The organism is Comamonas endophytica (assembly GCF_023634805.2).
In the GTDB taxonomy this organism is placed as follows: Bacteria; Pseudomonadota; Gammaproteobacteria; order Burkholderiales; family Burkholderiaceae_C; genus Comamonas; species Comamonas endophytica.
Map to the genome: position 1 here is coordinate 589,161 of NZ_CP106882.1, position 26,007 is coordinate 615,167.

Genomic DNA, 26,007 nt, shown 5'->3' on the forward strand with positions numbered 1-26,007 from the left:
TCCTTCGGGTTTCAGGCTGTGGATTTCACCACGCGCATGCGCCGCCACACCCTCCAGGCTGCGGCAAAGCTGTTATGCCTGCAGCGTGGAGCGCCACATGCCGGCCTGCGCCTGTTCGTCGACGATCTGCGCGATCTGCCGCGCCACGGCCGAGGCCGCGCGGCCCGGGCCCTTGTTCTTCGCGAAGGCCATCGACACGATGCGCTGCAGCGGCGGGTTGACGATGCGCGCCGCGCTCAGCGTGCCCTCGCGCACCTCGCTCCAGACGGCGTGGATCGGCAGCACGGTGTAGAGCCGCTCCTGCGCCACCAGCGAGCGCATCAGCGGCAGCGAATCGGCCTCGATGACCGGCACCAGGTTCAGATGCTCCTGGCGCGCCAGCGCATCGAGCGTCGTGCGCAAGCCGTTCGGGGCGCCCGGCAGGATGAAGGGCAGATCGTGCAGCGCCGAGAACGGCACCTCGGGCTGCGAAGTCAGCGCATCGCCCGCCGGGCCGATCAGGAAGCTCTCGACGCTGGCCAGCGCCTGTTCGTGCTCCGGCACCGCGTGGCTGTAGCGGTAGAGGATGGCGATGTCCACGCGCGCGTCGGCCAGCCATTCCTCGACCTGGCCGCTCGAGCCCTCGAGGATCTTCAGGTGCACGCCCGGGTACTGCGCGCGCACCTGCTGGAACAGCCGACCGACGATGGGCCCGGAGATCGAGGGCAGCGAGCCCACCGTGACGCGCCCGGCGGGCTCGCGCGCCTCGCCGCGGATCTCGACTTCCAGCTGCTCGGCATCGGCCAGCAGGTTCTTCACGTGCGGGAAGATGCGCTCGCCCACATCGGACAGCGTCACGCCGCGCCCGGTGCGGTTGAACAGCCGCGCGCCGCAGTCGCGCTCGAGCGCGTTGAGCTGGCGGCTCAGCAGGGACTGGTTGCTGTCGAGGAACAGCGCGGCGCGCGTCAGGCTGCCCAGCTCGGCGATCGCCAGGAAGGTGCGCCATTTCTGCAGGTTGGAGGCGATGTCGAGCTGGAGAGTGGTGGCTTTGGCGCTGTGCATTGAAAAAGGGAAGACGCATCGGGGCAATGCATGATTAGACCGCATGCCCGGCGCCGCGGCCAGCCCGGGTTAGCCACAAGGCCGGCGCGGCGCAGCGCGGCCCTCTCAGTCCGGCAGCCGCGCCACCCAGCGCGCGATGGCCTCGGCCACCGCCAGCGGCTGCTCCACCACCAGCGCATGGCTGGCCTGCGCGATCAGCTCCACCGCCACCTTCTGCGCGCCCAGCAGTTCCTGCAGCTCGGCGCGGCTCGATGGCGGGCGCCAGGGGTCCTGGGCGCCCTGCAGGTCCAGCAGCGGCGCGTGGGCCACCGTCCACCAGCGCTCCTTGGGCGGCACGGCTCCCGCCGCACGGTAGATGGCGCGCAGCTCGGGGTGCCAGCCTTCGAGCCAATCCGTGGGGTCGTTGCCCGGCGCAAAGAAAGCACGCTGCAGATGTTCCAGGCGCAACGCGCGCGGCTGGCTGGCATCGGAGGCAATATCCAGCGAGTCGGCCATGCCCGCCGGAAACACGCGCGCCGCGGCCCCCGCCACCACCACGCCGCGCACGCACTGGGGATGGTCCAGGTCGGCGACGCGCGCGATGAAATGGCCAAAGGCATGGCCGACCAGCACCGCGCGGCCGCCGCCCAGCGCCTGCACGCAGTCGATCACATCCTGCGCCAGCACATGCAGTGTGAGCTGCTCCACCGGCAGCGTGGTGCGCCCCATGCCGCGCGGCTGCGGCCGCAGCACGCGCAGGCCGTGCAGCGCCAGCTCCTGCGCCACGGCGTCGAAATCCAGCGAATCGCGCTGCGACGAGGGCAGCAGCGCGACGGCGGCGCCGCTGCCGTCGCGGGGCGCGTCGACCACCACATCGATCGCGCCGCCTTCGACGCGTACCAGCTCGCGGCGCCGGAGCACCGCCGAGGGGCCGAAGGTCTTCACCGGGCTTGCATGCATGGCCGCCACCGCTCAATCCACCTTGGCGCCCGACTGCCTGACGATGCCGCGCCATTTGGCGATCTCGCTGCGCACCAGCTGCGCGAACTCCTCCGGGCTGCTCGAGGCCGGCTCGATGCCCAGCGCGATCAGCTGCCGGCGCAACTCGGGCGTGGCCATCGCGCGCACCAGGGCCGCGTTGAGCTTGTCGATGACCGGCTTGGGCGTGCCGGCCGGCGCCAATACGCCCAGCCAGTTGGAGACGTCATAGCCGGCCAGCCCCGACTCGGCGAGGGTGGGGACGTCCGGCAGCGCGCCCAGCCGGGTGCGCGAGGTCACACCCAGCGCACGGGCACGCCCGGAGCGGATGTGTTCCTCATAGACGGTATAGGAGTCGAAGGTCATGTCCACCCGGCCGGCCAGCACATCGGTGAGCAGCGGGGCACTGCCCTTGTAGGGCACGTGCATCATCTGCACGCCCGCCAGCGCCTCGAACAGCGCGCCCGACAGATGGCTGGAGCTGCCGTTGCCGGCCGAGCCATAGGTCAGCGTCCCAGGCTTTCGCCTGGCCAGCGCGATCAGCTCCCCGACATTGCGCGCCGGCACCGCCGCGCCCACCACCAGCACGCGCGGCGTGGTGTGGGTGAGCGCCACCGGCGCGAAATCCTTGACCGGGTCGTAGCGCAGCTTGGCATACAGCGCCGGGTTGATGGCCTGCGTGCCCATGGTGGCGAAGAACAGCGTGTAGCCGTCGGCCGGCGCGCGCGCCACGGCCTCGGCCGCGGTGGTGCCGCCCGCGCCGCCGCGGTTCTCGATCACCACCTGCTGCCCGAGCTCGGTGCCCAGACGCAGCGCCATGCCGCGCGCCATCATGTCGGCGGCGCCGCCCGCAGGGAAAGGCACGATCAGGCGCAGCGGCTTGTCGGGGTAGCTCTGGGCCCGGGACATGCCGGGCGCCATGGCCAGCGCAGTGGCGGCCAGTCCCAGTGCCAGGAGTTGCCGGCGACTGTAGGGAAAGCTTTGAAAAACTGTCATGGCGTTTGTCTACTTGTTATTGAAATCCGGGCGCGCCAATGCGTCAGTCGCGCCAGCCCACCCCGCAGCCCGGCCCCTCGGGCAGCGCCAGCCGGCCCGCATGCACCGGCAGCGGCGTGAACGGATCGTCCTGCAGGTGCAGATGCTCCGACAGCTCGCAGGCATAGGGCAGCGCCTTCGGAACGCACGCCGCCTGCAGCGCCATCGCCTGCATCAGCGCCGGCCCGAAGGCCGCGCCCACGCGGCAGGCCACCTGGCCGGCCTCGCAGATGCGCACGGCCTCCATGAAGCGGCGCAGGCCGCCCAGGTTCGTGACCTTGAGGTTGATCACGTCGACCATGCGCTCGGACACCAGCCTGAACACATCGCGCACGCTCTGCGCGCTCTCGTCGGCCTCGATGGCCACGGGCAGCGTGCGCGTGAGCAGCGCCAGCCCGGCCACGTCGGCCGCGGGCACGGGCTGCTCGATCAGCGTGATGCCGAAGCGCTCCATGCGGCCGAATGCGCCGATCAGCTGCTTGGCGTTATAGGACTGGTTCGGGTCCAGCGTCAGCGCCACCTCCGGCCCCACCGAGGCGCGCACCGCGGCGATGCGCTGGATGTCGGTCTCGGTGTCGCCAGCCAGCTTGAGCTTGAGCTGGCCGTAGCCCTCGCCCGCGAGCCGCGCGGCCATTGCCGCCATCTCGTCGGGCGCCTTGATCGGCAGGATGCGCGACAGCGCCACGCCATCGCGCAGCTTGCCGCCCAGCAGCACATGCACCGGCACGCCCAGGCGGCGCGCCAGCAGGTCGTGCAGCGCCATGTCGATGCCGGCTTTCACCGTGGGGTTGAAGGCCAGCGTGGCATCGATCTCCTCCATCACCGCAGCGATGTCGTCGGCGCGCCGCCCGACCAGCCGCGGCGCGAGGAACTCGAGCGCGGCCAGCGCGCCGGCGCCATGCGTGGAGATCGCGGGAATCGCATGCACATAGCCCAGGCCGGTGTGGCCGTCCTCGTCCTGCAGCTGCAGCACCGCCCCTTCCAGGCGCGGCACCTGCGCGCGCGCGAATTTCCATTGCGGGTCCGCCAGCCCCTGGATGCAGGGCTTGACCGTGGCGTGGGTGATCTTCATGGCATCAATCCAGCTTGATCTTGGCGCTGGCGATCACGCCGCGCCATTTATCGGACTCGGCCTGCATCAGGCTGCGGTACTCCGCGCCCGTCGAGGTCGCGGCCAGCGCGCCCTGCTTGAGGAACTGCGCCTTCATCTCGGGCGAACCGATGGCCTTCACGGCCGCGTCGCGCAGCTTGGCCTGCACCGCGGCGGGAATGCCCTTGGGCGCGACCAGCCCGTAGGTGGTTTCCATCTGCACGTTCGACAGCCCCAGCTCCACCGTTGTCGGCACGTCGGGCAGCTGCGGCGCGCGCGTCTTGCCCGCCACCGCCAGCACCACCAGGTTGCCGTTGGCGGCGAAGGGCAGAATCGGCAGCAGGTCGACCATGGTCATCTGCACCTCGCCCGAGAGCACCGCGCTGATGGCCGGCGCCGCGCCCTTGTAGGGCACGTGCACGATGGCGGCGCCGGTCTCGCGCTTGAACAGCTCGAAGCCGATGTGCGGCGTGGTGCCCGCGCCGGCCGAGCTGTAGTTCAGCGTATCGGGGGCGGCCTTGGCCTTGGCGATCAGCTGCTCGATCGAGGTGATGCCCGACTTGCGGTTGACCACGATCACGCTCGGGATGCGCGCCGCGAGCGTGAGGAATTCCAGCTCGTCCAGCGTGTAGGGCACCTTCGTCAGGTTCGGCATGCCGGCCAGCGGGCCGGGCGCGACTAGCGCGAAGCTGTAGCCGTCGGCCGCGGCCTTGGCGGTGGCGTCCACTCCGATGGTGCCGCCGGCGCCGGCGCGGTTGTCCACGACGACCGCCTGGCCCAGCGAGGCCGCCATCTTCGTGCCGATTATGCGCGCGATGGCGTCCGTGGGGCCGCCCGCGGCATAGGGCACGATCAGCTTCAGGGGCTTGGCGGGCCAGTTGTCGGCCAGGGCGCAGCCGCTGGCCAGCAGCGGGCCGACGGTGGCAATGAGGGTGGCGAAGCTACGTCTATCCATGTCTCGGTCTCCTTTGCTGCCAAGTCTAGGCAGCACCCCCCCGCGCGGTAAGGCCCCCGCCTCGCAAGCCTGCTATGCGCCCTGGCGCATCTCAGCATTGCGCGCGCCACGGCTAGGCGCCCTCCCCGGCCAGGCCTAAAGTCCAGCCATTGCCAAAGCTGACTGGAGTCTTTCTGATGACCAATGCCAAAGGGGCTTCGGGCCCGCTGTCCCATCTGCGGGTGCTGGACCTGAGCCGCATCCTCGCCGCGCCCTGGGCCGGACAGATCCTGGCCGACCTCGGGGCCACGGTCACCAAGGTCGAGCGCCCGGGCGCCGGCGACGACACGCGGTCCTGGGGCCCCCCGTTCCTGAAGGATGCCGAGGGCAACGACACCCGGGAAGCCGGCTACTACCTGGCGGTGAACCGCGGCAAGCGCTCGATCACCGTGAGCCTGGACACGCCCGAGGGCCAGCAGATCGTGCGCGACCTGGCGCTGCAGTCCGACATCGTGCTGGAGAACTACAAGGCCGGCACGCTCGCGCGCTACGGCCTGGACGAGGCCAGCCTGCGCCGGATCAATCCCCGGCTCATCTACTGCTCGGTCACCGGCTTCGGCCAGACCGGCCCGCGCCGCGACCAGCCGGCCTATGACTTCCTGATCCAGGCGATGGGCGGCCTGATGAGCGTGACCGGCGAGCGCGATGGCCAGCCCGGCGGCGGCCCGCAGAAAGTGGGCGTGCCCATCGTCGACCTGATGACCGGCATGTACACCGCGGTGGCGGTGCTCGCCGCCGTGGCCCGACGCGACCAGAGCGGCGTGGGCGAGTCCATCGACATCGCCATGCTCGACGTGCAGGTGGCGACGCTGGCCAACCAGGCGATGAACTACCTGGTGTCCGACAAGGTTCCCAAGCGCAATGGCAACGCGCACCCGAACATCCAGCCGCAGGACGTCTATGCCTGCGCCGATGGCGACGCGATCCTGGTCGTAGGCAACGACGGCCAGTTCGCCAAGCTCTGCACCGTGCTCGGCCACCCCGAATGGGCCCAGGACGAGCGCTTCGCCACCAACGCCCAGCGGGTGCGCAATATCCAGGTGCTGTCGGCCATGCTGCGCCACGAGTTCGCGCAGCGCCCGCGCGCCGAGCTGATCGCCGCGCTCGACGGCGCCGGCGTGCCCTGCGGCGCGATCAACTCGGTGCCCGAGGTGTTCGAGGATCCGCAGGTCAAGGCCCGTGGCATGCTCAGATACGTGCCCCACCCCAGCGGCGTGCAGGTGCCGCAGGTGACGAGCCCGATCCGCTTCAGCGAGACCCCGCTGCAGGAGCAGGCGGCCCCGCCGCTGCTGGGCCAGCACTCGCGCCAGGTGCTCGAGGAGCTGGGCTATTCCGCCGAGCGCATCGACGGCCTGCTGGCCAGCGGCGTGGTCTGAGCCTCCATTTGCCTCCGGTGCCCCGAGCCGGTACCAAACCGGTACCGGCTTTTCCTTTTTGCCACCTTCCTGGATTCTTCACATGCAACTGCACTGGTCCCCCAAATCGCCCTATGTGCGCAAAGTGATGATCTGCGCCCACGAGCTGCAGCTGGCGCAGCAGCTCACCCTGGTGCGCTCCGTCGCCGCCATGCTCAAGCCCAACGCCGCGCTGATGCGGGACAACCCGCTGTCGAAGATCCCGACGCTGGTGCTGGACGACGGCCGGACGCTGTTCGACTCCGCGGTCATCTGCGAATACCTCGACAGCCTGGCCGGCGGCGCGCTGTTCCCCAGGGAGGGCGCGGCGCGCTGGGCGGCGCTGCGCTGGCACGCGCTGGGCGACGGCCTGCTCGACGCGCTGATCCTGTGGCGCAACGAACGCGAGCGCGAGGCGCCGCTGGCCGCCTTGCTCGCGGCCTTCGAGCTCAAGACGCGCGCCAGCCTGGAGGTGCTCGAGGGCGAGGTGCAGGCGCTCGAAGCCAGCGACTTCGGCATCGGCCATCTGACGCTGGTCTGCGCGCTGGGCTATATCGACTACCGTTTCGGCGACCTGGGCTGGCGCGGACAGGCGCCGCAGCTGGCGGCGTGGTTCGTGCGGATGCAGCAGCGGCCGTCAGTGATGGCTACGGAGCCGGTGGACGGGTGATGGGAATCCGTTCGTCCTGGGATTGCCTGGGCGGCCGCGTCGAAGGATGACGGGGCTGTGCTCAATTTTAAGGACAGGCCGTCCATGGTTCGACAGGCTCACCACGAACGGTTTGCAGTTGCTCAGCTGCACCGATAAACCGTTCGTCCTGAACTTGTCATAGGATGACGGGCTTTGAAACCGTTCGTCCTGAGCCTGCCTAGCCGGCCGCGTCGAAGGATGACGGGCCTGTGCTCAATTTTAAGGACAGGCCGTCCATGGTTCGATGGGGCCGCCCAGGCAAGCTCAGGATCACCACGAACGATTTTCACAGCTACTCGAGCCTGGGCGCCCCATCGAAGACAGCCTTCAAGGCTCAAGGCAAGCCCAAAATCAAACCGGCAACTCCAGCACCTGCTTCGCCAATATCCCGCGCTGGATCTCGTTGCTCCCCGCGAAGATCTTCGCCCCCAGGCAGTTGAACAGCGGCGCCACGACCTGCATGTCGATCTCGCCATTGCGGGTGTGGTCGCGCAGCCCGCCGTATTCGTCCGCGATCTCCACCAGCAGCAGCGCCAGCCGCTCCCAGGTCTCGGTGGACCAGATCTTGAGCATCGAGATGCTCGCCGGGATCGGCTCCCCGCGCTTGGCGATCTCGGCAAAGCCCGCATAGGCCGCGCCCAGGTCGGCGGTGTCGAGCTGCAGCTCGGTGAAACGCGCACGGAAAACCGGATCCTCCAGCAGGCCGCGCTGGCGCGCGAGCTTTTCCACCTGCACCAGCGTGTGCTGCGAATGCTTGGGGCTGCCGGTGAACAGCCGCTCGAAGCCCAGCAGCGCCTTGGCCACGGTCCAGCCCTGGTTGAGCCCGCCCACCAGGTTCGCGCGCGGCACGCGCACGTTGTCGAAGAACACCTCGCAGAACTCGCGCTCGCCGGCGATGTTGCGTATCGGCCGCACCGTCACGCCGGGCGTCTTCAGGTCCAGCAGCAGGAAGCTGATGCCGGCCTGCTTCTTGACGCTCTTGTCGGTGCGCACCAGCATGAACATGTGCGTGCCGTCCGCGCCCCAGGTGGTCCAGGTCTTCTGGCCGTTGACGATGAAGTCGTCGCCGTCGATCACCGCCTCGCAGCGCACCGATGCCAGGTCGGAGCCGGCATTGGGCTCGGAATAGCCCTGGGTCCATACATGTTCGCCGGCCAGGATCGGCGGCAGGAAGCGCGCGCGCTGCTCGTCATTGCCGAAGCGCATCAGGATCGGGCCGACCATCACCAGGCCCTGGTCGGGCGAGCGCGCCACGCCCCAGGCCTCGGTTTCCTCGATATAGGCGATCAGCTTGTCGGCCGGCAGCCCCATGCCGCCATGCTCCCGGGGCCATGCCGGAGCGATCCAGCCCAGGCGCGACAGCGTCAGGTACCAGTCGCGCGATTCGGCCCACGACTGGCGGTAGGGCATGTGGCGCCGCGCCTCGGGGTAATGCGCGGCGAACAGCGCGCGCACCTTGCGGCGGAAATCCGCCTCCGGCATGGCATCCCAGTCCTGGCCGGCCGAGAAGTCCTCCTGCGCCCCCGCCGGCGCAGCGGCTGCCGCGGCAGGCGCCTGCAGCTGCGCGTAGCGCTGGCGGTGCGCACTGGCCGTGCCCCAGCGGCTGCCCAGCAGCAGCGCGCTTGAAGTACAGGCCGATGTCGTATTCGTTGGTGGTGCCGATCGCGCCATGCAGCTGGATCGCCATGCGCGCCATCTCCAGCGCCGCGTGCGCGCAGCGCGCCTTGGCGCGGCTGGCGATCGCGGCCAGCGCCTCGGGCGCAGGGCCGTTCGCCGCGGCAGCGACCGCATCGCGCAGGCAGGCCGATGCCAGCTCGACCTGGATCAGGCCGTCGACCAGCCGGTGCTGCAGCGCCTGGAAGCTGCCGATGGGCTTGCCGAACTGCACCCGCGTCGTGAGGTAGTCGCGCGTGAGCTCCAGGCTGCGGCGCGCCATGCCGGCCAGCTCGGCGGACTGCGCGATGCGGGCGATTTCAGTGGCCTGGCGCAGCGCGGCGATGACCGCCTCGCCCTGGGCAATGCGGACCGCGCTGGACCGCTCGAAGCGCAGCTCGGACAGCGCACTGCCATCCACGCCGAGATGGGCTTCCAAGGCGACGCCCGCGCTTGCGGCCTCGGCCCAGACCAGGGCCGCCTCTTCGCCCTGGCGCGCAAGGACCAGCCAGCCATCGGCGCCCGGCCCGGGCCGCACGAAGCGCTTGCAGCCGCTGAGTGTGCCGGCATCGGCATCGAAAGACGTCGTCTGGCGGGCGCCGGCCTCCAGCGTGCCCGCCGCTTCCTGCCAGGCCACGCCGGCGATGGTCTCGCCGCCCAGCAGGCGCGCCAGCAGCGCGTCGCGCTCCGGGCTGGAGGGCAGCTGCGCGAGCAGCGCGATCGGCTGCACGCCCGCATCGACAAAAGGCTCGGGCAGCAGGTGGCGCCCGACCTGTTCGGCAATGGCCGCCACCTCGGCAATGCCCAGCCCCAGGCCGCCATCCTCTTCGGCGACCGGAATCGACAGCCACCCCAGCCCGGCGATCTCCTGCCATACGGCGCGATCGAAGCCGCCACCCTCGTCCTCCAGCCGGCGCACGCGTTGGCGCTGGTCCGTGGCGCCAAGGTAGTCGGCGGCGCTGTCGGCAAACAGTTGGGAGGATTCAGACATGGCATCCTCCGCCCATCGGGGCGCGGGTGCCTTGGCCGCAGGAGCTGGGTGTGATTCGAAGCATGGGCATTCTCTTGGCTTGGGGCCCGACACGGTGGCGCAATGGCGTCGAGCAAGTTGGAATGCTTCATTGAAGCACCGCCCGGCCAGGCTGTGGCCCCCCGCATGCGCACATCAGCTATGCAAATGTGGAAAGCCGCGGCCGCGGGGCCGGCACAATGACTCTTCCTGGCAAGCTTGAGATCACCTATGAAAATCGTTTTCCTGGACCGCGCGACGCTGTCCCCCGAAACCACGCTGCGGCGCCCGGGCTTCGCGCATGAACTGGTGTGCCACGAGGGCACGGCGCCAAGCGAGGTCGCCGAGCGCATCGCCGACGCCGATATCGTCATCGTCAACAAGGTGAAGATCGGCGCCGAGGCGCTGCAGCGGGCCGCGCGCCTGAAGCTGGTGGCCGTGGCGGCCACCGGCACGGACTGCATCGACCTCGAGGCCTGCGCCGCACGCGGCATCACCGTGAGCAACGTGCGCAACTACGCGGCCCATACCGTGCCGGAACACACCTTCGCGCTGATCTTCGCGCTGCGCCGCAGCATCTGTGCCTACCGCGACTCGGTCAAGGCCGGGCGCTGGCAGGAATCCGGGCAATTCTGCTATTTCGATTACCCCATACGCGACCTTGCGGGCTCCACGCTGGGAATCATCGGCGATGGCGCGCTGGGCAGCGCCGTGGCGGCGATCGCGCGGGCGCTGGGCATGCAGGTGCTGATGGCGGCGCACAAGGGGCGTGCGGGCATGGGCCGGCTCTACACGCCCTTCGAGGAGGTGCTGGCGCGTGCGGACATCCTCACGCTGCACTGCCCGCTCACGCCCCGCACCCGCCACATGATCGGCGCCGCGGAGTTCGCGCAGATGGCGCGCAAGCCGCTGCTGATCAACACCGCACGCGGCGGGCTGGTCGATGAAGCCGCGCTTGCCGCGGCCCTGCGCAGCGGCCGGATCGCGGGCGCCGGCTTCGACGTGGTCTCGGCCGAGCCGCCCGCGGCCGACCACCCCTTCATGGCGCTGCTGGAGCTGCCGAACTTCATCCTGACGCCGCACGTGGCCTGGGCTTCGCAGGAAGCGATCCAGGGGCTTGCGGACCAGCTCGTCGACAATATCGAGGCCTTTGCCGCCGGGCGCGCGGTCAACGTGGTGGCCTGAACGCCGTGCCCCATCACTATTCGGCCTTGGCGCCAGCGGCCTTGATCACCGGATCCCAGCGCTGGATTTCCGCCGTGGTGTGCTGGCGCAGGGCCTCGGGCCTGAGGCGCTCGCCCTGGGGGATGACCACGCCCATGTCGCCAAAGCGCTTGACCAGCGCCGGCTCGGCCAAAGCCACGCGCGCGGCCTGGTTCAAACGCTCGAGCACTTCCGCGGGCGTGCCCTTGGGCGCATACAGCCCATGCCACACCGCCAGCTCGAATCCGGGCATGCTGGCCTCGGTGAAGGTCGGCACCTCGGGCATGGTGGCCAGCCGTTCCCTGGTCGCCATCGCATAGGGCTTGAGCATGCCGGCCTGGATATGCGGGCCCGTGGCCACCGGCTGATCGCAGGTGACATCCACATTGCCCGCAATCAGATCCTGCAGCGCCGGGCCGGTGCCGCGGTACGGCACCATGGTCACGCTGGTGCCCAGCGTCTGGTTGATCAGCATGGCGCACAGGTGAGAGGTGGCGCCCACGCCGGCATGCGCGAACTTCACGGTGCCGGGCTGCGCTTTCATCTTCTTCACCAGATCGGCCAGCGTGGCGGGCGCGAAGCTCTTGTTGCGCACCAGGATCATCGGCACATCGCCCGCCAGCGCGATCGGCTCCAGGTCCTTTTTGGCGTCGAAGCTGAGCTTGTTGTAGAGCGCCGGGGCCGTTGCAATGCCCATGTTGTGCAGCAGCAGCGTGTGGCCGTCGTTCTGCGCCCGCGCCACGCGCGCCGTGCCGATGGTGCCGCCCGCGCCGCCGGCGTTCTCCACGATGACCTGCTGCCCCAGATCGCGCGTCATCGCCTCGGCCAGCACCCGCGCCAGCACATCCGTGGAGCCGCCTGCGGCGTAGGGCACGACGATGGTGACCGGCTTGGTGGGAAACGCCAGCGCGGCAGTGCCGGCGGCGGCCAAGACGGCGGCGAGAAGGGTCCGGGGGAAAGAACGCATGATGAATGTCTCCTGGTTATGGGTATGTAATTCGCATCAGTGCTCGTCAGTGCTGCCGAACGCCACCAAGGCCGAGGTGGCGCGGCCGGCTAGGCGCGGCCGGCCAGGCGCGGCCGGCTAGGCGCGGCCGGCCAGGCGCGGCCGGCCAGGCGCGGCCGGCTCAGGCGCGGATGGCTCAGGCACGCCCTACAAACTTGTAGAGTTCGGTGTGGTCCGCCTTGGGCCCCAGGGCCTGGGATGCATCGGCAGTCATGGCATGGACCTTCTGCGCCAGCTCCATGGGCAGCTGCACCGAGCTGCCCAGCGCCGCCGCGATACCCACGTCCTTGGCTTGCAAGGCCAGGGAGAAACCGGAGTCGAAGGCGCCGTTGAGCATGAACTGGTGCGCCTTGTTCTCGGTGGTGTTGTTCCTGCCCGTGGAGGCATTGATCACATCGACGATCGTTGCCGCCTCGATGCCGAAGGCCGCGCCGACATGGATGGCCTCGGCCGTGGCCAGCAGCGCCGCCGCCGAGACATAGTTGTTCAGCGCCTTGAGCGCGTGGCCCGCGCCGACGGGGCCGACGTAGGTGATGGCTTTGCCCAGGCATTCCAGCACCGGTTTTTGCTGCGCAAACACCTGCGCATCGCCGCCGACCATGATGGCCAGGGTGCCGGCAACGGCCTTCTTGACCCCGCCCGACACCGGCGCATCGATCAGCGCCACGCCCTGCTCCTGCAGCCGCGCCGCCAGCGCGCGCGTGCGGTTGGGGTCGGCGGAGCTCATCTCGATCACGCAGGCGCCGCGCCGCAGGTGCGGCTGCAGGCCTTGCACCACGGCATCGACGATGTCCGAGTTCGGCAGCATGGTGATGACGGCGTCGCAGCCGGCGAACTCCTGGGCGGCGTTCGCCACCAGGGTCTGCGGGTGCTCCGCGGCAAAGCCTGCCGCCACCTCCTGGTTGGCGTCCTGGACCACCAGGGTGTGTCCGGCAGCATGCAGCAGATGGGCCATGGGCCGGCCCATCATTCCGAGACCGATGAATCCAATGCGGCTCATGTGCATCTCCTCAGATATCCATCTCTTTGAACACTTCCGATGCCACGCGGAAGGAGTCGATGGCCGCGGGCACGCCGCAGTAGATGGCGGCCTGCAGGAACACTTCCTTGATCTCGTCCTTGGTCAGGCCGTTGTTGATGGCGCCGCGCACATGCAGCTTGAGCTCATGCGGGCGGTTCAGCGCGGTGATCATCGCCAGGTTCAGGAAGGAGCGGGTCTTGCGCTCCAGGCCTGGACGGTTCCAGACATCGCCCCAGCAGTACTGGGTGACCAGCTCCTGCATGTCGATATTGAAGTCGGTGGCGTTGCTGATCGATGCATCGACATATTCGGCGCCCAGCACCTCGCGGCGGGTGGCGAGGCCCTGGTCGAAAAGGGCTTGGTTCTTGGGGGCGTAGGCACGGGTCATGGACAGTCCTCGGTGGGTGAACCGCAATCGGCGGTGGATGGTGTTGATTATTCAGATTGTCAGACAATCCGACATAATGAAAACGCCCATTGCGCCGCGCTGGATATCTGTGTATGACAATCGGATTGCATGAGAAACAGTAGGATGCCCCCATGACCCCGATGCTGCGTGTTCCCCGTGAAGACACTTCCCTGCGCCAGCGGACCACCAATGCCCTGCGCACCGCGATCCTCGATGGCGTCCTCGCCGCGGGCCAGAAACTCTCCGAACGCGAGCTGTGCGAGAGCCTCGACGTCAGCCGCTCGTGCCTGCGCGAGTCGCTGCAGCACCTGCAGGCCGAGGGCCTGATCACCATCATTCCGCACAAGGGGCCCGAGGTCACCAGCATCTCGGTGCAGGAGGTGCGCGACATCTACGAGGTACGCACCAGCCTGGAAAGCCTGGCGGGCCGGGGTTTTGCCCTGAACGCCACGCCGGCGCAGCGCCAGGCGCTGCGCGCCAAGCTCGACGAGCTCGGCCGCCTGGACCTGGCGCAGGACAAGGCAGCGCTGCTGACGCTGAAGAACCAGTTCTACGACATCCTGATCGAAGGCTGCGGCAACCTGGTGGCAGGCCAGATGCTCAAGCAGCTCAACAACCGCGTCACCGTGCTGCGCCGCATCTCCATGTCCCAGCCCGGGCGCATGCCGCAGACGCTGGCGGAGCTCGACGCCATCGTGACGGCGATAGAAAAAGGCGATGCGCAGACCGCCGCCGCGCTGTGCGGCGCGCATGTGCAAAAGGCCGGCGAGAACTTGCTGCGCAGCATGGCTGCATCAGTACAGCCGGGGCCTGCAGACTGAGCTGCGGCGGCCGCCATGGCAGCGGCTCATGCAGCGTTGCCGCCGTCCTCGGAGCCTTCGGGCGCGCGCAAAAGCAACGCACCCAAAGCCATTCCCGCGGCAAACGCAACATAGACGCCTGCCAGCGCAGGCTTGCCGATCTCATGCTCGAAGCCGGGCGTGAAGCGCTCGGGCGTGAACTTGAAATCCACCACGCAGGCCAGCGCGCCGGTGCCGGCGCTGGCGGCGGCGATCCGGGCCGCCGTGGGAGGCGCACTGGCTCTGTGCAGCCTGTGCATCAGCAGCGTACTCCAGAAGACGGAGGCCACGTGGTGCGTCACATAGCCCAGCAGGGTATGGCCCAGGTCCGCCCGGGTCCGGTGCAGCGCGCTGTCGCCCCAATACCAATGGCTGATGGCATTGACCGGCGCCAGCGCACGCGCCCGGCGCGCCCCCGCTTGCATCAGCGCAGCAGTGGAAAGGAAGCTGGCGAGGCTGCCCGCAATGAGCGCGCCAGTGAATATGGAATGGCGGAAATGCGTCATTGCCGGAGTCTCCGCGCGCGAGTCTCGTACCGATGTAGGCTGAAAACGCGAAGCAGGTCAGGTCCTGCCTTCCGTCCGACAAGGTCGAGGGCGCGAGTCCCGCGCCTGGTTTTGACCTGCCGGCCCATCATCGGGACAGCACTTCTTCCTCACCACCGCACTGCCACATCCATGAGCACAGCCCCCCGCGCCACGCCGGCCCGCGCGCGCCGCGCCTCCAGCGCCGCCCGCCGCAATCCCATCGACACCACGCTGCGCAAGGTCTTCGGCCTGAAACGGCTGCGGCCCGGCCAGCTGGAGGTGATGGAGCGCGTGCTGCAGGGAACGAACACGCTGGCGGTGATGCCGACCGGCGCCGGCAAGTCGCTGTGCTACCAGCTGCCCGCCGTGCTGCTGCCGGGCACCACCGTGGTGGTCTCGCCACTGGTGGCGCTGATGAAGGACCAGTGCGATGCGTTGCGCGCGCTCGGCGTGTCCGCCGTGCAGATCAACAGCGCCATCGGCAGCGAGGAACTGGCCGCCGCACGCGAAGCGGTGGAGAGCGGCAGCGCGCGCATCGTGCTCACAACTCCCGAGCAGATTGCCGACCCGGCGCTGACGGCGGCGCTGGCGCGCCATCCCGTGAGCCTGCTGGTGGTGGACGAGGCCCACTGCATTTCAGAATGGGGCCATGACTTCCGCCCGGCATTCCTGGAGATCGCGCCGGCGGTGAAGGCATTGGGCGGGCCTGCGGTGCTGGCGCTCACCGCCACGGCCAAGCCCTCGGTGATGCGCGAGATCGTGACGCTGCTGGGCATTGCGTCCAAGGATGTGGTGCAGGCCGGTGCCTACCGCCCCAACCTGCGCTTTGCCGTGGAGCCGCTGGCGCGCACCGCGGACCGGCTGCCGCGGGCGCTGGACCTGGTGGCAGCCCACGAAGGTACGGGCATCGTCTACACCGCCACCGTCAAGTGCGCCGAGGAAGTGCACGCCAAGCTGGCCGCCGCCGGCGAGTCCGTGGGCCTCTACCACGGCCGGCTCAACGCCACCCAGCGCGCGCAGGCGCAGGACGATTTCATGGAGGGCCGCGTGCGCGTGATGGTCGCCACCAATGCCTTCGGCCTGGGCATCGACAAGCCGGACATCCGCTTCGTGCTGCACTATCAGATGCCCGCCAGCGTGGACGCCTACTACCAGGAGGCCGGCCGCGCGGGCCGCGACGGCGAGGACGCGACCTGCACCCTGCTCTATGTGCAGCAGGACCGCGCGCTGCAGAGCTTCTTCCTGTCCGGCCGCTACCCTTCGCTGAACGACCTGCAGGCGGTGATGGCACTGCTGCACCAGCCGGCGCCGTCCGGCGGCTGGACCGCCGACGCCATCGTCGAAGCCGTCGAGCGGCCGCGCGCGAAGCTGCTGGTGGCCCTGAGCCTGCTGCGCAGCCACAAGGTGGTGCGGCGCACGCGTGCCGGCCGCTTCGATACGGTCCGTGATCTGGATGACGCCGCCCTCGAATCCCTGCTGACCGGGTACCGCGCGCGGCGCGAGCAGGATGGTGCCACGCTGGAGGCGATGGTGGCCTATGCCCAGGGCGGGCGCTGCCGCTGGCAGGCGGTGCTGGGGGCGCTGGGCGAATCCGCTGCCTTCGACACCTGCGGTCACTGCGACAACTGCCAGCGGCTGGCGGCGCTGGCGCGCACCGCGCCCGCCGCAGTAGCCCCGCCCCCGCAGCCCATCGAGGTGCCCCCTGCTGCGCCCGCCAAGCCCCGCTTTGCCGGTGGCGAGACGGTGCGCGCCAAACGCTACGGCGCCGGCCAGGTCGTCGAGGCCGACATGAATTCGGTGACCGTGGAGTTTCCCAACGGCGAGCGCCGAACCTTCCTGCCGGAATTCGTGCGCGTGGCGCGGCAGGCGCGGGTAGTGGCGCAGGCGGGCGGCGCGCATCGCTGACGTGGCACGCGGCATGCGCCGGCCCTCCCGTCGGCGGCGATTCTTCGCCTGTTGATCGGCGCACGAGCCGTGGCGCCGTCTTCGGCCAACAGCTTGCGAAAGCTGCGTTGTCTGCCGGCCATGGCCCGGCGTCAAGCAGTAGAGCGGTCAATGGCCGGGCATCAGGCCGCGCTTCAGCGCGCAGGCCTGCCCGGCAGCGTGCTTGCATGCAGATGCTGCTGCACGCCATGCCACTGCCCGGACATCACCAGCTCGGCCGTGACCTGGCGGATCATGGTTCTGATGTCGTGCAGGCCCTTGACCGGTGGCCGGTTCTGCGCGGTGGCCACGGCAACCGTTCTGAGCGTATCGGCACCGACGAGGCGGACCGACTGCAGCAGCCCGCGTTTTTCTTCCTCGTAGACCGCGGCCAGCGGGCCGACGCTGCAGCCGTGCCCCGCCTGGACAAGCCTGCGGGTGACGAAGGTCGACCCGTCGTGCTCGAGCGCAATGCGCAGGCGCTTCCCATGGCGCTTGGCCCATGCCTCGACCTGACCGCGGATGCCGTGGGGCGTGCTCGGCAGGATCAACGCGAAGTCCAGGAAGTCCTCGACGGCCAACTCCCTGTGCGGCATCGAATGGCCGGGAGGCAGGAACGCGTACAGCGGCTCTTGCACGAGCAGGTCGTAATCGACGATCTGCGGGTTCGACGGCACATACATGATGGCGACATCCGTCTTTCCCTCCTGCAGCCATCCGACCACCTGATTGCCCAGCCCTTCGATCAGGCGGATGTGCGCCTTCGGGAATTTCCCGCGCAGGGCATGGCCGAGCTGCGGATAGACGACCTGGGCAATCGTCGGTTGAGCGGCAATGACGATCTGCGACGGACCGTCCGCCGACAGATCGGCAATGGCGCGGCGGGCATGTGCCAGTGCATCCACGACACTGCCGGCCTCCTGCAGAAAAAGAGACCCCGCGTCGGTCAGCACCATGCCTCTTCCACTGCGGTGGAAAAGCTTGAGGCCGGAATCGGTCTCCATGCGGCCGATGTGGCGTGCCAGCGTGGACGGCTCGATACCGATTTCCGCCGCGGCCCTGGCAATGCTCCCGGTACGCGCCACCAGCACGAAGTATTCGATTGCCCCTGCATCCACGCCTTGCTCCTCCTGCACGGGATCTGCTGCCCGCTTGTGAGGCTGGATTCTACGGCGGGGCCGGTGCCAGCCGGCCCAGGACACGCGGCCTGCTCCGCCCTGCGCCCCGGCCGGTTATGCAAGCGGCGCATCTGCAGCCGCAGCCGTTCAGGGGGCGGATGTGGTCAAGGCTTGATATTCGCTGTTTTGGCGATGGCGGCCCATTTATCGACTTCCTTCTTCTGGAAGGCGGCCAATGCGTCCGGCCCTTCTCCCGAAACCTCGATGCCCAGGCCTTCCAGCTGGCTCCTGACCGCCGGTATCCTGAGCGTTTCGCTCATCGCCTGGTAGAGCTTGTCGATGGTGGCGCGGGGAGTGCCTGCCGGCGCAAACACCGCCTGCCACGAGATGACTTCGAAGCCCGGCAGGCCCAGCTGGTCCAATGGCTTCACACCAGGAAGCGTCGCAGATTCCTTCTTCGATGTCACCGCCAGTGCCCGCAGGGTGCCGGCTTTGACCAATGGCGCGGCTGCCGTTATGTTGTCGAACAACAGGTCGATTTCCCCGCCCATGAGGGCCTGCAGCGCGGGGCCGCTTCCCTTGTAGGGCACATGGAGCATTTTCGTGCCGCTGGAATTATTGAAGAGTTCCCCCGTCAGATGCTGGGAGCTTCCGACCCCGGCAGATCCAAACGCCAGCTTGGCATCGGTTTTTCTAGCGGCGTTGATCAGATCCTGCACACTTTTGTGGGGGCTGTCGGCACGGACCACCAGAACGTTCGGCAAGCTGCCGGTCATGATGATGGGCGAGAACGACTTCACCGGGTCGTACCCGGTGTTTGGATAGATGCTGGCGTTGATCGAATGCGAGCTGATGGTTCCGCCGACAATGCTGTATCCATCCGGTTTCGCGCGCGCCACCTTTGCAGAACCGATGCTTCCGCCGGTACCGCCGATATTCTCCACGACGACCGGAACATCCAGCATTTTCGCGAGATGAACGCTGTAGAGGCGGCCGATGATGTCCGTGGCGCCTCCGGGCGTGAATGGCACCGTGTAGGTGATGGTGCGTGAAGGCCAGGCTTCTTGCGCACTCCAGGCCGCTCCTGGGATGGCGAGGGCACCCACCATGGCCACGATGGGCGCGAGAAAAAATCGCCGCTGCTGGTTTGCATGCATTTGTGTTGTCTCCTTTGTGCGAATGTCCATTGCAGTGATGGACTGGAACCAATGTAGACATCGAACGGGGCGCCAGATAGCGCTCAGGCGCGAAGCTGCTGTGCAGCAATTGCATTGCCATCGGCGCAAAGCGCCGCGCCGGGTCTGCCGCGTTCACGCTTTCCCGGCGACCTGTGCTCAATCCAGACGCATCGTGGGCGTGATCTGCTTGGGGTCCGTGACCAGCTCCAGCAAGGCGAAGCCACCCGCCGCGCGGGCGCGGGCAAAGGCGGCAGGAAACTGGTCGGTGTCCAGCACCTGCTCGGCATGGGCGGCGCCCAGCGCGCGCGCCAGGCCCACGTAATCCGGCCCCGCCAGGCGGGTGCCGCTGACGCGTCCCGGGTAGTGCTTTTCCTGGTGCATGCGGATCGTTCCGTACATGCCGTTGTTGACCACGAGCACGATGAGGCGAAGCCCGTGCTCCGCCGCGGTGGCGAGCTCCTGCGGATACATGAGGAAGCAGCCGTCGCCCGCCACGCACAGCACTTCCCGGTCCCGGTGGCGCAGCGCCGCGGCCACAGCCGCGGGCACGCCATACCCCATCGCGCCGCAGGTCGTGGCCAGCTCGGTGCGCACATTGCGGTATGTGTAGAAGCGGTGCAGCCACACCGAATAGTTCCCCGCGCCGTTCGTGACCAGGGTGTCGTCGGGAAGCTGGGCACTGGCATGCTGGATCGCGCGCCCCAGGTCCACGCCCTGACCTCGGCAGGGCGCTCGGGCAGCTGGCTGAAACGCTCGTGCGCCTTCCTGGCGTTGCCTGCCCAGTCCGACCAGCCAACGGACTGCGGCGGCGCCAGCCCCGCAAGCGCCTCGAGGGTGGGGGCGGTATCGGCATTCAGGCCGATCGTGGGCCGATAGACCCGGCCGATCTCGGCCGAATCGACATGCACGTGGATGAGCTTTTGGCGCGGCACCGGCACTTCCAGCAGGGTATAGGAGTCTGTGGACACATCGCCCAGGCGGGTGCCCAGCGCAAGGATCACATCCGCGTCCTGGATGAGTTCCTTGAGCGCCGCATTCATGCCCAGGCTCATGTGCCCCACATACTGCGGATGCCGATTGTCGAGAACATCCTGGCGCCGGAACGCGCAGGCGACCGGAAGGCTCCAGGCGGCGGCAAAGCGCGCCAGATCGCTGGAAGCTTCCTGTGTCCAGCCGCTGCCGCCGACCACCACCAGCGGGCGCTGGGCAGAGGCGAGAAGCGCTGCAATCCGCTGCATGGCCGCGGGTGTGGGCGCCCTGGGCTCGAGCGGCGTGCTGGCGAAGGCGAGCTGGTGCGTGGTTTGCGTCAACATGTCCTCCGGCAGGGACACGACCACTGGCCCCGGCCGCCCGGACGTCGCCGTATGGAAGGCCCGGGCAACGATTTCCGCCATGCGCGAGGCGTCCGTGACTTCGACGACCCATTTGGCCAGCTTGCCGAACATGGCGCAGTAATCGACTTCCTGGAACGCCTCCCGTCCCATCTGGTCGCGCGCGATCTGCCCCACGAACACGATCAGGGGCGTGGAGTCCTGCTGCGCCGTGTGGATGCCGATGCTGGCGTGGGTGGCGCCAGGGCCCCGGGTGACCATGCAGATGCCCGGACGGCCCGTCATCTTGCCGTCGGCTTCCGCCATGTTGGCCGCGCCGCCTTCGTGCTTTGCAACGATGAGCTCGATGTAGTCGGCGGCGTCGTAGAGCGCGTCGAGCACCTCCAGGTAGCTTTCCCCGGGAACGCAGTACACGCGGTCGACGCCATGCAGGCGCAAGGATTCGACAAGGACGCGGCCGGCGGTCTGCGGCGCGTGCGGGGACGTGGATCGGTGGGCTTTGGTGGACATGTGCGGATAAGGAATTTGATGCGAGCCGCCCTCGCAGGGCATGGGGCAGTCTAGAAGGCCGATGCCGCCGGAGCACCCACAAAATCACGAGTCAGCAAGGTAGCAATTGCATTGCCGCAAGGCCGCAGGCTCCCTAGCATGGACCCTGCCAACTGGCCCATGCCACTGTCCATAGATCACAACGGCCGCACGCCTGCGGCCACGACTGCCTGCCCATGTCCTCTGCAACCGCTGAAAAACCAGTCCCTGCCTCCATGACCAAGCCGGCGCCCCCCACCCCGGAGGCAAGCGCCGGCAGTGCCGCAGCGTTTCGGGTGACGCCTGCACTCCGGGGCATCCATGCACTGCACGACTTCCAGCCCCTGGCGCGCAGGAAGCTGCCCCGCCAGCTCTACAGCTACATCAGCAACGGCGCGGACGACGAGGTGAGCCTGCGCGCCAACCGGTCGGCATTCGACGCCTACGGTTTCGTGCCGCGCATGCTCGAGGGCGTCGCCGAGCGGGCACAGAAAACCGAGATCTTCGGCCGGATGTACGAATCGCCTTTCGGCATCTCGCCGGTCGGCCTGGCCGCGATGTGGTGCTATCGCGGCGACCTGGTTCTGGCGCGGGCGGCGCAGGCCATGGGGATTCCTGCCGTGATGAGCGGCGCGTCGCTGGTGCCGATGGAGGTGGTGGCACAAGGGGCGCCCGACACCTGGTTCCAGGCTTACATCCCCGGCGATGCGGCGCGCGTCGAAGCCCTGATCGGGCGGATTGCCAAGGCGGGCTTCAAGACCCTGGTGGTCACCGTGGACCTGCCGGTGCAGGTCAATCCGGAGCGCTACCTGAAAAACGGGTTCACGACGCCCCTGCGCCCGAGCCTGCGGCTGGCGTGGGACGGCATCAGCCACCCGCGCTGGCTGCTGGGAACCTTTGGCAAGACGCTGGCCCGGCATGGCATGCCCCACTTCGAGAATTGGCGCGCCGAGCGCGGCGCGCCCATTCTCTCGGCGCGGGTGGAACGCGATTTCCAGGCACGCGACCATCTCGACTGGCTGCACCTGGGCATGGTGCGCGAGCTCTGGAAGGGGCCGCTGGTCGTGAAGGGCATCATGCGCTGGCAGGATGCCGTCAAGGCGCAAAACCTCGGCATCGATGGCATCGTGGTGTCCAACCACGGCGGCCGCCAGGTCGATGGCGCCATCTCGCCCCTGCGCGTGTTGCCCGAGATCGTGGCTGCGGCCCCCAAACTGACGGTGATGATGGACAGCGGCATCCGCCGCGGCAGCGATGTGCTCAAGGCCCTGTCGCTGGGCGCGCGATGCGTGTTCAACGGCCGATCCTTCAACTATGCAGCCACCGTCGCCGGCCATGACGGCGTCTGCCATGCCATTTCCATCCTGCGCGCCGAGATCCACCGCAACATGGCATTGCTGGGCATCAATCGGCTCGACGAACTGGATCCATCGTTTGTCAGAGGGCCGGCTTGAACGGCAACCGGCGCATCCTGAAGCTTCTCGACGGCCCGGTGGCTAGCCCAGACGCAGCATGAAGACCCCGGCCACGACCCGCGCGGTGCCTGCCGCGCGTGTCCAGCCGAAGCGGTCGCCCAGAATTCAGTGCAGATGACCGCGGCAAAGACCACGCAGGTCTCGCGCAAGGCGGCCAATCCCACCAGCATCGCACCCACCGACAGCATCACCACTCCAAACCAGGCCTGCGGTGGCAGGTGCCCGCCCAGCACCGCGCTGGCCTGCGCCACCAGCCAGGGCGCCGATCCCCGCATGATCGGATAGGTCGGGCCAGGTCGCCGTGGTGGTAGGCCCGGCAAGCGCCGCTTGGCAGGCGATGCGGACCGGGGACGAGGCCGCAATGGAGGGCCAGGCCGCGGTCGGCGGCAAGCCGAGCCAGGGCACGGCCGGCACCTGGACCGTGGGAGTGGCCGTCAGCGGCAATGCCATGGGACTGCAGCTGCACGAATGGCAGGCGCTGAACGACGCCGACCAGCAGCTGCGCCGCAAAGCCGCGGCCGCCACGGTGGGCAGCGGGTGCCCCTGTGTGATCGATTCGGTGGCCGACCTGCTGCCGGTCGTCGATGATCACCAAGGAAAAGCTGGTCGCGGGTTCGACGCCCTGCCCGCCTCGAAGCCAGCGAAGATTGCCAACTCAGGCGTTCACGACGCGCTGCCTTTGTTCCCCCAATCCGTCGATGCCCAGGCGCATGGTTTGCCCGGCACGCAGGTAGACCGGCTCGGGCTTGATGCCCATGCCCACGCCCGGCGGCGTGCCGGTGGAGATGACATCCCCGGGGTGCAGCGTCATGAAGCGGCTGAGGTAGGCAATGATCTGCGGCACCCTGAAGATCATCGTCGCGGTGTTGCCGTCCTGGTAGCGGCGGCCGTCGACTTCCAGCCAGAGCCGCAGCCGGTGCGGATCCGGGATTTCATCCTGGTGACCAGCCAGGGACCGGTGGGGCCGAAGGTGTCGCAGCCCTTGCCCTTGTCCCAGGTGCCGCCGCGCTCGAGCTGGTAGGCGCGCTCGGAGATGTCGTTGACGACGCAATAGCCCGCGACATGGTCCATGGCCTGGTCCTCCTCGATATAGGAAGCGGTCCGGCCGATGACCACCCCGAGCTCGACCTCCCAGTCGGTCTTTTCCGAACCGCGCGGGATCCGGACGTCATCGTTCGGCCCCACGACCGCCGAGGTCCACTTGTTGAACACCACCGGCTCCTGGGGAATGGGCATGTTCGACTCGGCGGCGTGATCGGCGTAGTTCAGGCCGATGCAGACGAACTTGCCGATGCGGCCCACGCAGGCGCCCAGGCGCGGCTGGCCCTCGACGCGCGGCAGCGTGGACAGGTCCAGCGCCTGCAGCCGCAGCCAGGCGGCGCTGGCCAGGAAGCTGCCATCGATATCCGGGGTCAGGCCGCAGAGGTCCCGGATGTGGCCGTCCTGGTCCAGGACTCCGGGTTTTTCCTGGCCCGGCAGGCCGTAGCGCAGCAACTTCATTTCTCGTCTCCATGGGATCATTGGGATGGAGTGCAGTGTAAAAGCTGCCAACACGGCTTTTATGCCAATGATGCATTCTCTTGCGTACCGATGTCGCATCCCGGACCTCAGCTGCCTTGCCCGGCGCCCGGAGTTTATCCAGCGCTTCCATGGGCAGGATACTCTTGCATATTGGAAATCTCATCCACTGAGGGATTTCTTCCTGTTCATCGGTATATTTCGAAAAGGCTTTTTCGAGATTCTTCGAGGCGTGCCGATTTCAAGCAGCTTAGCGGCGCTGCTGCTTGCGTGGCAAACGGCTCGCATGGGTTCCATGGAATTCTTTCGCATCGATGGAATGAAAAACAATACAAGGACGCATGCGGCAAACGGCGCACCGTATCTTCCGGCATATCACATTGGAATCAGGCCTTTGGAATAATTCTATCCAGCCAAGATAGTTTTCATTTATCAAATTCCAGTTTTAATTTCTTCACGGAAGTTTTCGTGGCAAACATCGCCATCAAGGGTTGCATGCCGGATTGCATCGCAGTGCGTCCGGTCGTGGACATGAAATCAAACGCAGGATGGATAAATGATCTCGATACTTTGAGCTTGGGGCCTACAGTACCTGTAAGCCGAATATTAAATCGTTGAAAACTCTCCTTTTTCATTGCTTCGCAGCGTGGCAAAAGCTATATTGACACGTCATCAAAAAAGGAAAGCAACATGCCAAGCTACAAGGAACTGCTCGAGCAACGCAATCAATTGGAAAACCAGATCAAGGAGGCCCGGGATAAGGAGCTGGCCGACGCCATCGACCAGGTGCGTTCCCTGGTTTCGGAGTTCGAATTGACCGAACAGGATGTTTTTCCGCCTGCGCGCAGCAAGCGGCCCGGCACTGCAGGCAGCAAGGTCGCGCCCAAATACAAGAATCCGCAGACGGGCGAGACCTGGACAGGCCGTGGCAAGGCGCCCAAGTGGATTGCCAAGGAAACCGATCGCGAGAAGTTCGCCATTTGATGGCTCCCGTTGAAACGGCCCGCATGCAATATGCGGGCCGTTTTTTATTTTCACTCCGGTCATCGATCCAGGCGCCTTCGCAACGGCCTTATCAGGCAACCCCGCAACGCCGCATATTCCTGACGCAGTCGATGCCTACATTTCCGCTGCAAACGCCGACTTGCTCATGGCGTCGCAGATGGCGCGTATCTGCGGGCGCATCAGCCTGGCGACTTCGTCGCGCCGGTGCGATTCGAGGCGCCCTGAAATCGCCGCCACGCTGAGCGCCGCGATCGGGTTGTCCGGCGGAAAGGCGATGCCGATGGCGGCGGTGCCTGGCGTCACCACGCTGTCCAGAAAGGCATAGCCTTTTTCGCGCCCCACCTTGATGGCCTCGCGCAGGTAGGCGGCCGTGATGAATCCGTATTTCTCGTATTTGGGCGCATTGGTGTCGATGATGGATTCGGCTTCTTCGGGCGGTAATGCGCACAGGATCGCCAGCCCGCCGGCCCCCACCCCCAGGGGGCGGCGGATGCCGACATCGAGCGCCAGGGACTTGATCGGGTAATCGCCCAGCGCGCGGTGCGTGCACACGGCCTCCAGGCCGCTGCGCTCGCTCAGGTAGATGGTGTCCTGCGTGACCTCGGCGAGCTTTTGCAGCGCCGCGTCGCACAGCTCAGACAACCGGTAGCGCGGCCGTGCCAGCAACCCCAGCTCATGCAGGAGGGGCCCCAGGTAGAACTTGCGGGTGCGTGGATCGCGCGCCACCAGGCCTTCGATTTCGAGCCGGTGGAGCATGCGAAAGCAGGTGGACTGGGGCAGGCCGCTGGTGGCCGTGATCTCGCCGATGCGCATGCCTGCGCGCCCGCGCGACGCCACGATACGGAGCATCAGAACCACACGCTCGATGCTTTGCGTGCCGGATCGCGCATTCTCACCATGTGGTGGTTTATTCGGATCGGGAAAATCGTTCTCGAGAGTTTTGCTCATGTGGTCTTTTTAATTCCAATCCACATCGTGGGCAATCTAGGGTTAACCCACTCGATACGGACGCTGCTTTGATTTTTTAATCTGTCATCAACCCATCGAATAACCACCACATTG

22 protein-coding genes and 3 pseudogenes are annotated in these 26,007 nt (G+C 67.6%); 9 read left to right on the forward strand and 16 right to left on the reverse strand.

The features are described from left to right. Positions 1-72: 72 nt before the first annotated feature. The 5 genes from M9799_RS19595 to M9799_RS19615 form a co-directional block, all read right to left on the reverse strand. On the reverse strand, positions 73-1,041 hold the full coding sequence (locus tag M9799_RS19595; RefSeq protein ID WP_231044796.1) for a LysR family transcriptional regulator: 969 nt from the start codon (positions 1,039-1,041) through the stop codon (positions 73-75). A 105-nt stretch (positions 1,042-1,146) separates the two neighbouring features. After that, positions 1,147-1,980, reverse strand: a complete 834-nt coding sequence (locus M9799_RS19600) for an alpha/beta fold hydrolase (RefSeq protein WP_231044797.1) — start codon at positions 1,978-1,980, stop codon at positions 1,147-1,149. A 12-nt stretch (positions 1,981-1,992) separates the two neighbouring features. After that, positions 1,993-2,994 carry a Bug family tripartite tricarboxylate transporter substrate binding protein gene (locus tag M9799_RS19605; protein WP_231044798.1) on the reverse strand — a complete coding sequence of 334 codons (1,002 nt, stop codon included), beginning with the start codon at positions 2,992-2,994 and terminating at the stop codon, positions 1,993-1,995. A 43-nt stretch (positions 2,995-3,037) separates the two neighbouring features. Beyond that, positions 3,038-4,105 (reverse strand): mandelate racemase/muconate lactonizing enzyme family protein, encoded by a 1,068-nt coding sequence (locus M9799_RS19610; protein WP_231044799.1) that lies wholly within the window; start codon positions 4,103-4,105, stop codon positions 3,038-3,040. Between the two features lie 4 nt (positions 4,106-4,109). Further along, entirely contained in the window at positions 4,110-5,078 is a 969-nt protein-coding gene (locus tag M9799_RS19615) for a Bug family tripartite tricarboxylate transporter substrate binding protein (protein ID WP_231044800.1), read from the reverse strand. A 176-nt stretch (positions 5,079-5,254) separates the two neighbouring features. Here M9799_RS19615 and M9799_RS19620 point away from each other — a divergent pair, with 176 nt between their 5' ends. Both M9799_RS19620 and M9799_RS19625 read left to right on the forward strand, forming a co-directional pair. Further along, positions 5,255-6,493, forward strand: a complete 1,239-nt coding sequence (locus tag M9799_RS19620; RefSeq protein ID WP_231044801.1) for a CaiB/BaiF CoA transferase family protein — start codon at positions 5,255-5,257, stop codon at positions 6,491-6,493. 82 nt (positions 6,494-6,575) lie between these two features. Then, positions 6,576-7,181, forward strand: a complete 606-nt coding sequence (locus M9799_RS19625) for a glutathione S-transferase family protein (RefSeq protein ID WP_231044802.1) — start codon at positions 6,576-6,578, stop codon at positions 7,179-7,181. 372 nt (positions 7,182-7,553) lie between these two features. Here M9799_RS19625 and M9799_RS19630 read toward each other — a convergent pair whose 3' ends face one another. After that, positions 7,554-8,873 carry an acyl-CoA dehydrogenase family protein gene (locus M9799_RS19630; protein ID WP_318530294.1) on the reverse strand — a complete coding sequence of 440 codons (1,320 nt, stop codon included), beginning with the start codon at positions 8,871-8,873 and terminating at the stop codon, positions 7,554-7,556. Then, positions 8,866-9,846, reverse strand: a pseudogene (locus M9799_RS19635) (acyl-CoA dehydrogenase family protein); the annotation flags it as partial. The gene M9799_RS19630 and the pseudogene M9799_RS19635, both read right to left, overlap by 8 nt. A 249-nt stretch (positions 9,847-10,095) precedes the next feature. Between M9799_RS19635 and M9799_RS19640 the strand changes: the two are divergent. Further along, complete coding sequence (locus tag M9799_RS19640) at positions 10,096-11,049, forward strand: D-2-hydroxyacid dehydrogenase (protein ID WP_231044804.1); 954 nt, start codon at positions 10,096-10,098, stop codon at positions 11,047-11,049. Positions 11,050-11,065: 16 nt separating this feature from the next. Here the strand turns inward: M9799_RS19640 and M9799_RS19645 are convergent, their stop codons facing one another. The 3 genes from M9799_RS19645 to pcaC form a co-directional block, all read right to left on the reverse strand. Beyond that, on the reverse strand, positions 11,066-12,034 hold the full coding sequence (locus tag M9799_RS19645) for a tripartite tricarboxylate transporter substrate-binding protein (protein WP_231044805.1): 969 nt from the start codon (positions 12,032-12,034) through the stop codon (positions 11,066-11,068). 175 nt (positions 12,035-12,209) lie between these two features. Beyond that, the gene (locus tag M9799_RS19650) at positions 12,210-13,073 is read right to left on the reverse strand and encodes an NAD(P)-dependent oxidoreductase (RefSeq protein ID WP_231044806.1); all 864 of its coding nucleotides are present in this window, start codon (positions 13,071-13,073) and stop codon (positions 12,210-12,212) included. A 10-nt stretch (positions 13,074-13,083) separates the two neighbouring features. After that, positions 13,084-13,482 (reverse strand): 4-carboxymuconolactone decarboxylase, encoded by a 399-nt coding sequence (gene pcaC, locus M9799_RS19655; protein ID WP_231044807.1) that lies wholly within the window; start codon positions 13,480-13,482, stop codon positions 13,084-13,086. 152 nt (positions 13,483-13,634) lie between these two features. Between pcaC and M9799_RS19660 the strand changes: the two genes are divergently transcribed. Next, the gene (locus M9799_RS19660) at positions 13,635-14,324 is read left to right on the forward strand and encodes a GntR family transcriptional regulator (protein WP_231044808.1); all 690 of its coding nucleotides are present in this window, start codon (positions 13,635-13,637) and stop codon (positions 14,322-14,324) included. Positions 14,325-14,350: 26 nt separating this feature from the next. Here M9799_RS19660 and M9799_RS19665 read toward each other — a convergent pair whose 3' ends face one another. Next, positions 14,351-14,848, reverse strand: a complete 498-nt coding sequence (locus M9799_RS19665; protein ID WP_231044809.1) for a hypothetical protein — start codon at positions 14,846-14,848, stop codon at positions 14,351-14,353. A 171-nt stretch (positions 14,849-15,019) separates the two neighbouring features. Here M9799_RS19665 and M9799_RS19670 point away from each other — a divergent pair, with 171 nt between their 5' ends. Beyond that, the gene (locus M9799_RS19670; RefSeq protein ID WP_231044810.1) at positions 15,020-16,774 is read left to right on the forward strand and encodes a RecQ family ATP-dependent DNA helicase; all 1,755 of its coding nucleotides are present in this window, start codon (positions 15,020-15,022) and stop codon (positions 16,772-16,774) included. Between the two features lie 173 nt (positions 16,775-16,947). Here the strand turns inward: M9799_RS19670 and M9799_RS19675 are convergent, their stop codons facing one another. The 3 genes and pseudogenes from M9799_RS19675 to M9799_RS19685 all read right to left on the reverse strand — a co-directional run bounded on the left by M9799_RS19675 (position 16,948) and on the right by M9799_RS19685 (position 20,929). Further along, a complete protein-coding gene (locus M9799_RS19675; protein ID WP_263726075.1) occupies positions 16,948-17,994 on the reverse strand; it encodes a LysR family transcriptional regulator in 1,047 nt (348 codons plus the stop codon). A gap of 80 nt (positions 17,995-18,074) precedes the next feature. Further along, the gene (locus tag M9799_RS19680) at positions 18,075-19,097 is read right to left on the reverse strand and encodes a Bug family tripartite tricarboxylate transporter substrate binding protein (protein ID WP_231044812.1); all 1,023 of its coding nucleotides are present in this window, start codon (positions 19,095-19,097) and stop codon (positions 18,075-18,077) included. A gap of 147 nt (positions 19,098-19,244) precedes the next feature. Beyond that, a pseudogene (locus tag M9799_RS19685) lies at positions 19,245-20,929 on the reverse strand (thiamine pyrophosphate-binding protein). A gap of 254 nt (positions 20,930-21,183) precedes the next feature. Here M9799_RS19685 and M9799_RS19690 point away from each other — a divergent pair. Next, positions 21,184-22,401 (forward strand): alpha-hydroxy acid oxidase, encoded by a 1,218-nt coding sequence (locus tag M9799_RS19690; protein ID WP_231044944.1) that lies wholly within the window; start codon positions 21,184-21,186, stop codon positions 22,399-22,401. A gap of 135 nt (positions 22,402-22,536) precedes the next feature. Beyond that, entirely contained in the window at positions 22,537-22,707 is a 171-nt protein-coding gene (locus M9799_RS19695; RefSeq protein ID WP_231044814.1) for a hypothetical protein, read from the forward strand. A gap of 370 nt (positions 22,708-23,077) precedes the next feature. Here M9799_RS19695 and M9799_RS19700 read toward each other — a convergent pair. Continuing rightward, positions 23,078-23,922: pseudogene (locus M9799_RS19700) on the reverse strand (fumarylacetoacetate hydrolase family protein). A 171-nt stretch (positions 23,923-24,093) separates the two neighbouring features. Between M9799_RS19700 and M9799_RS19705 the strand changes: the two are divergent. Further along, positions 24,094-24,558, forward strand: a complete 465-nt coding sequence (locus M9799_RS19705) for a hypothetical protein (RefSeq protein WP_250621347.1) — start codon at positions 24,094-24,096, stop codon at positions 24,556-24,558. A 72-nt stretch (positions 24,559-24,630) separates the two neighbouring features. Then, entirely contained in the window at positions 24,631-24,924 is a 294-nt protein-coding gene (locus M9799_RS19710) for an H-NS histone family protein (RefSeq protein ID WP_231044817.1), read from the forward strand. Positions 24,925-25,059: 135 nt separating this feature from the next. On the opposite strand, the gene M9799_RS19715 is transcribed toward M9799_RS19710, so the two are convergent. Further along, the gene (locus tag M9799_RS19715) at positions 25,060-25,893 is read right to left on the reverse strand and encodes an IclR family transcriptional regulator (RefSeq protein ID WP_231044818.1); all 834 of its coding nucleotides are present in this window, start codon (positions 25,891-25,893) and stop codon (positions 25,060-25,062) included. Between the last annotated feature and the right edge of the window lie 114 nt (positions 25,894-26,007).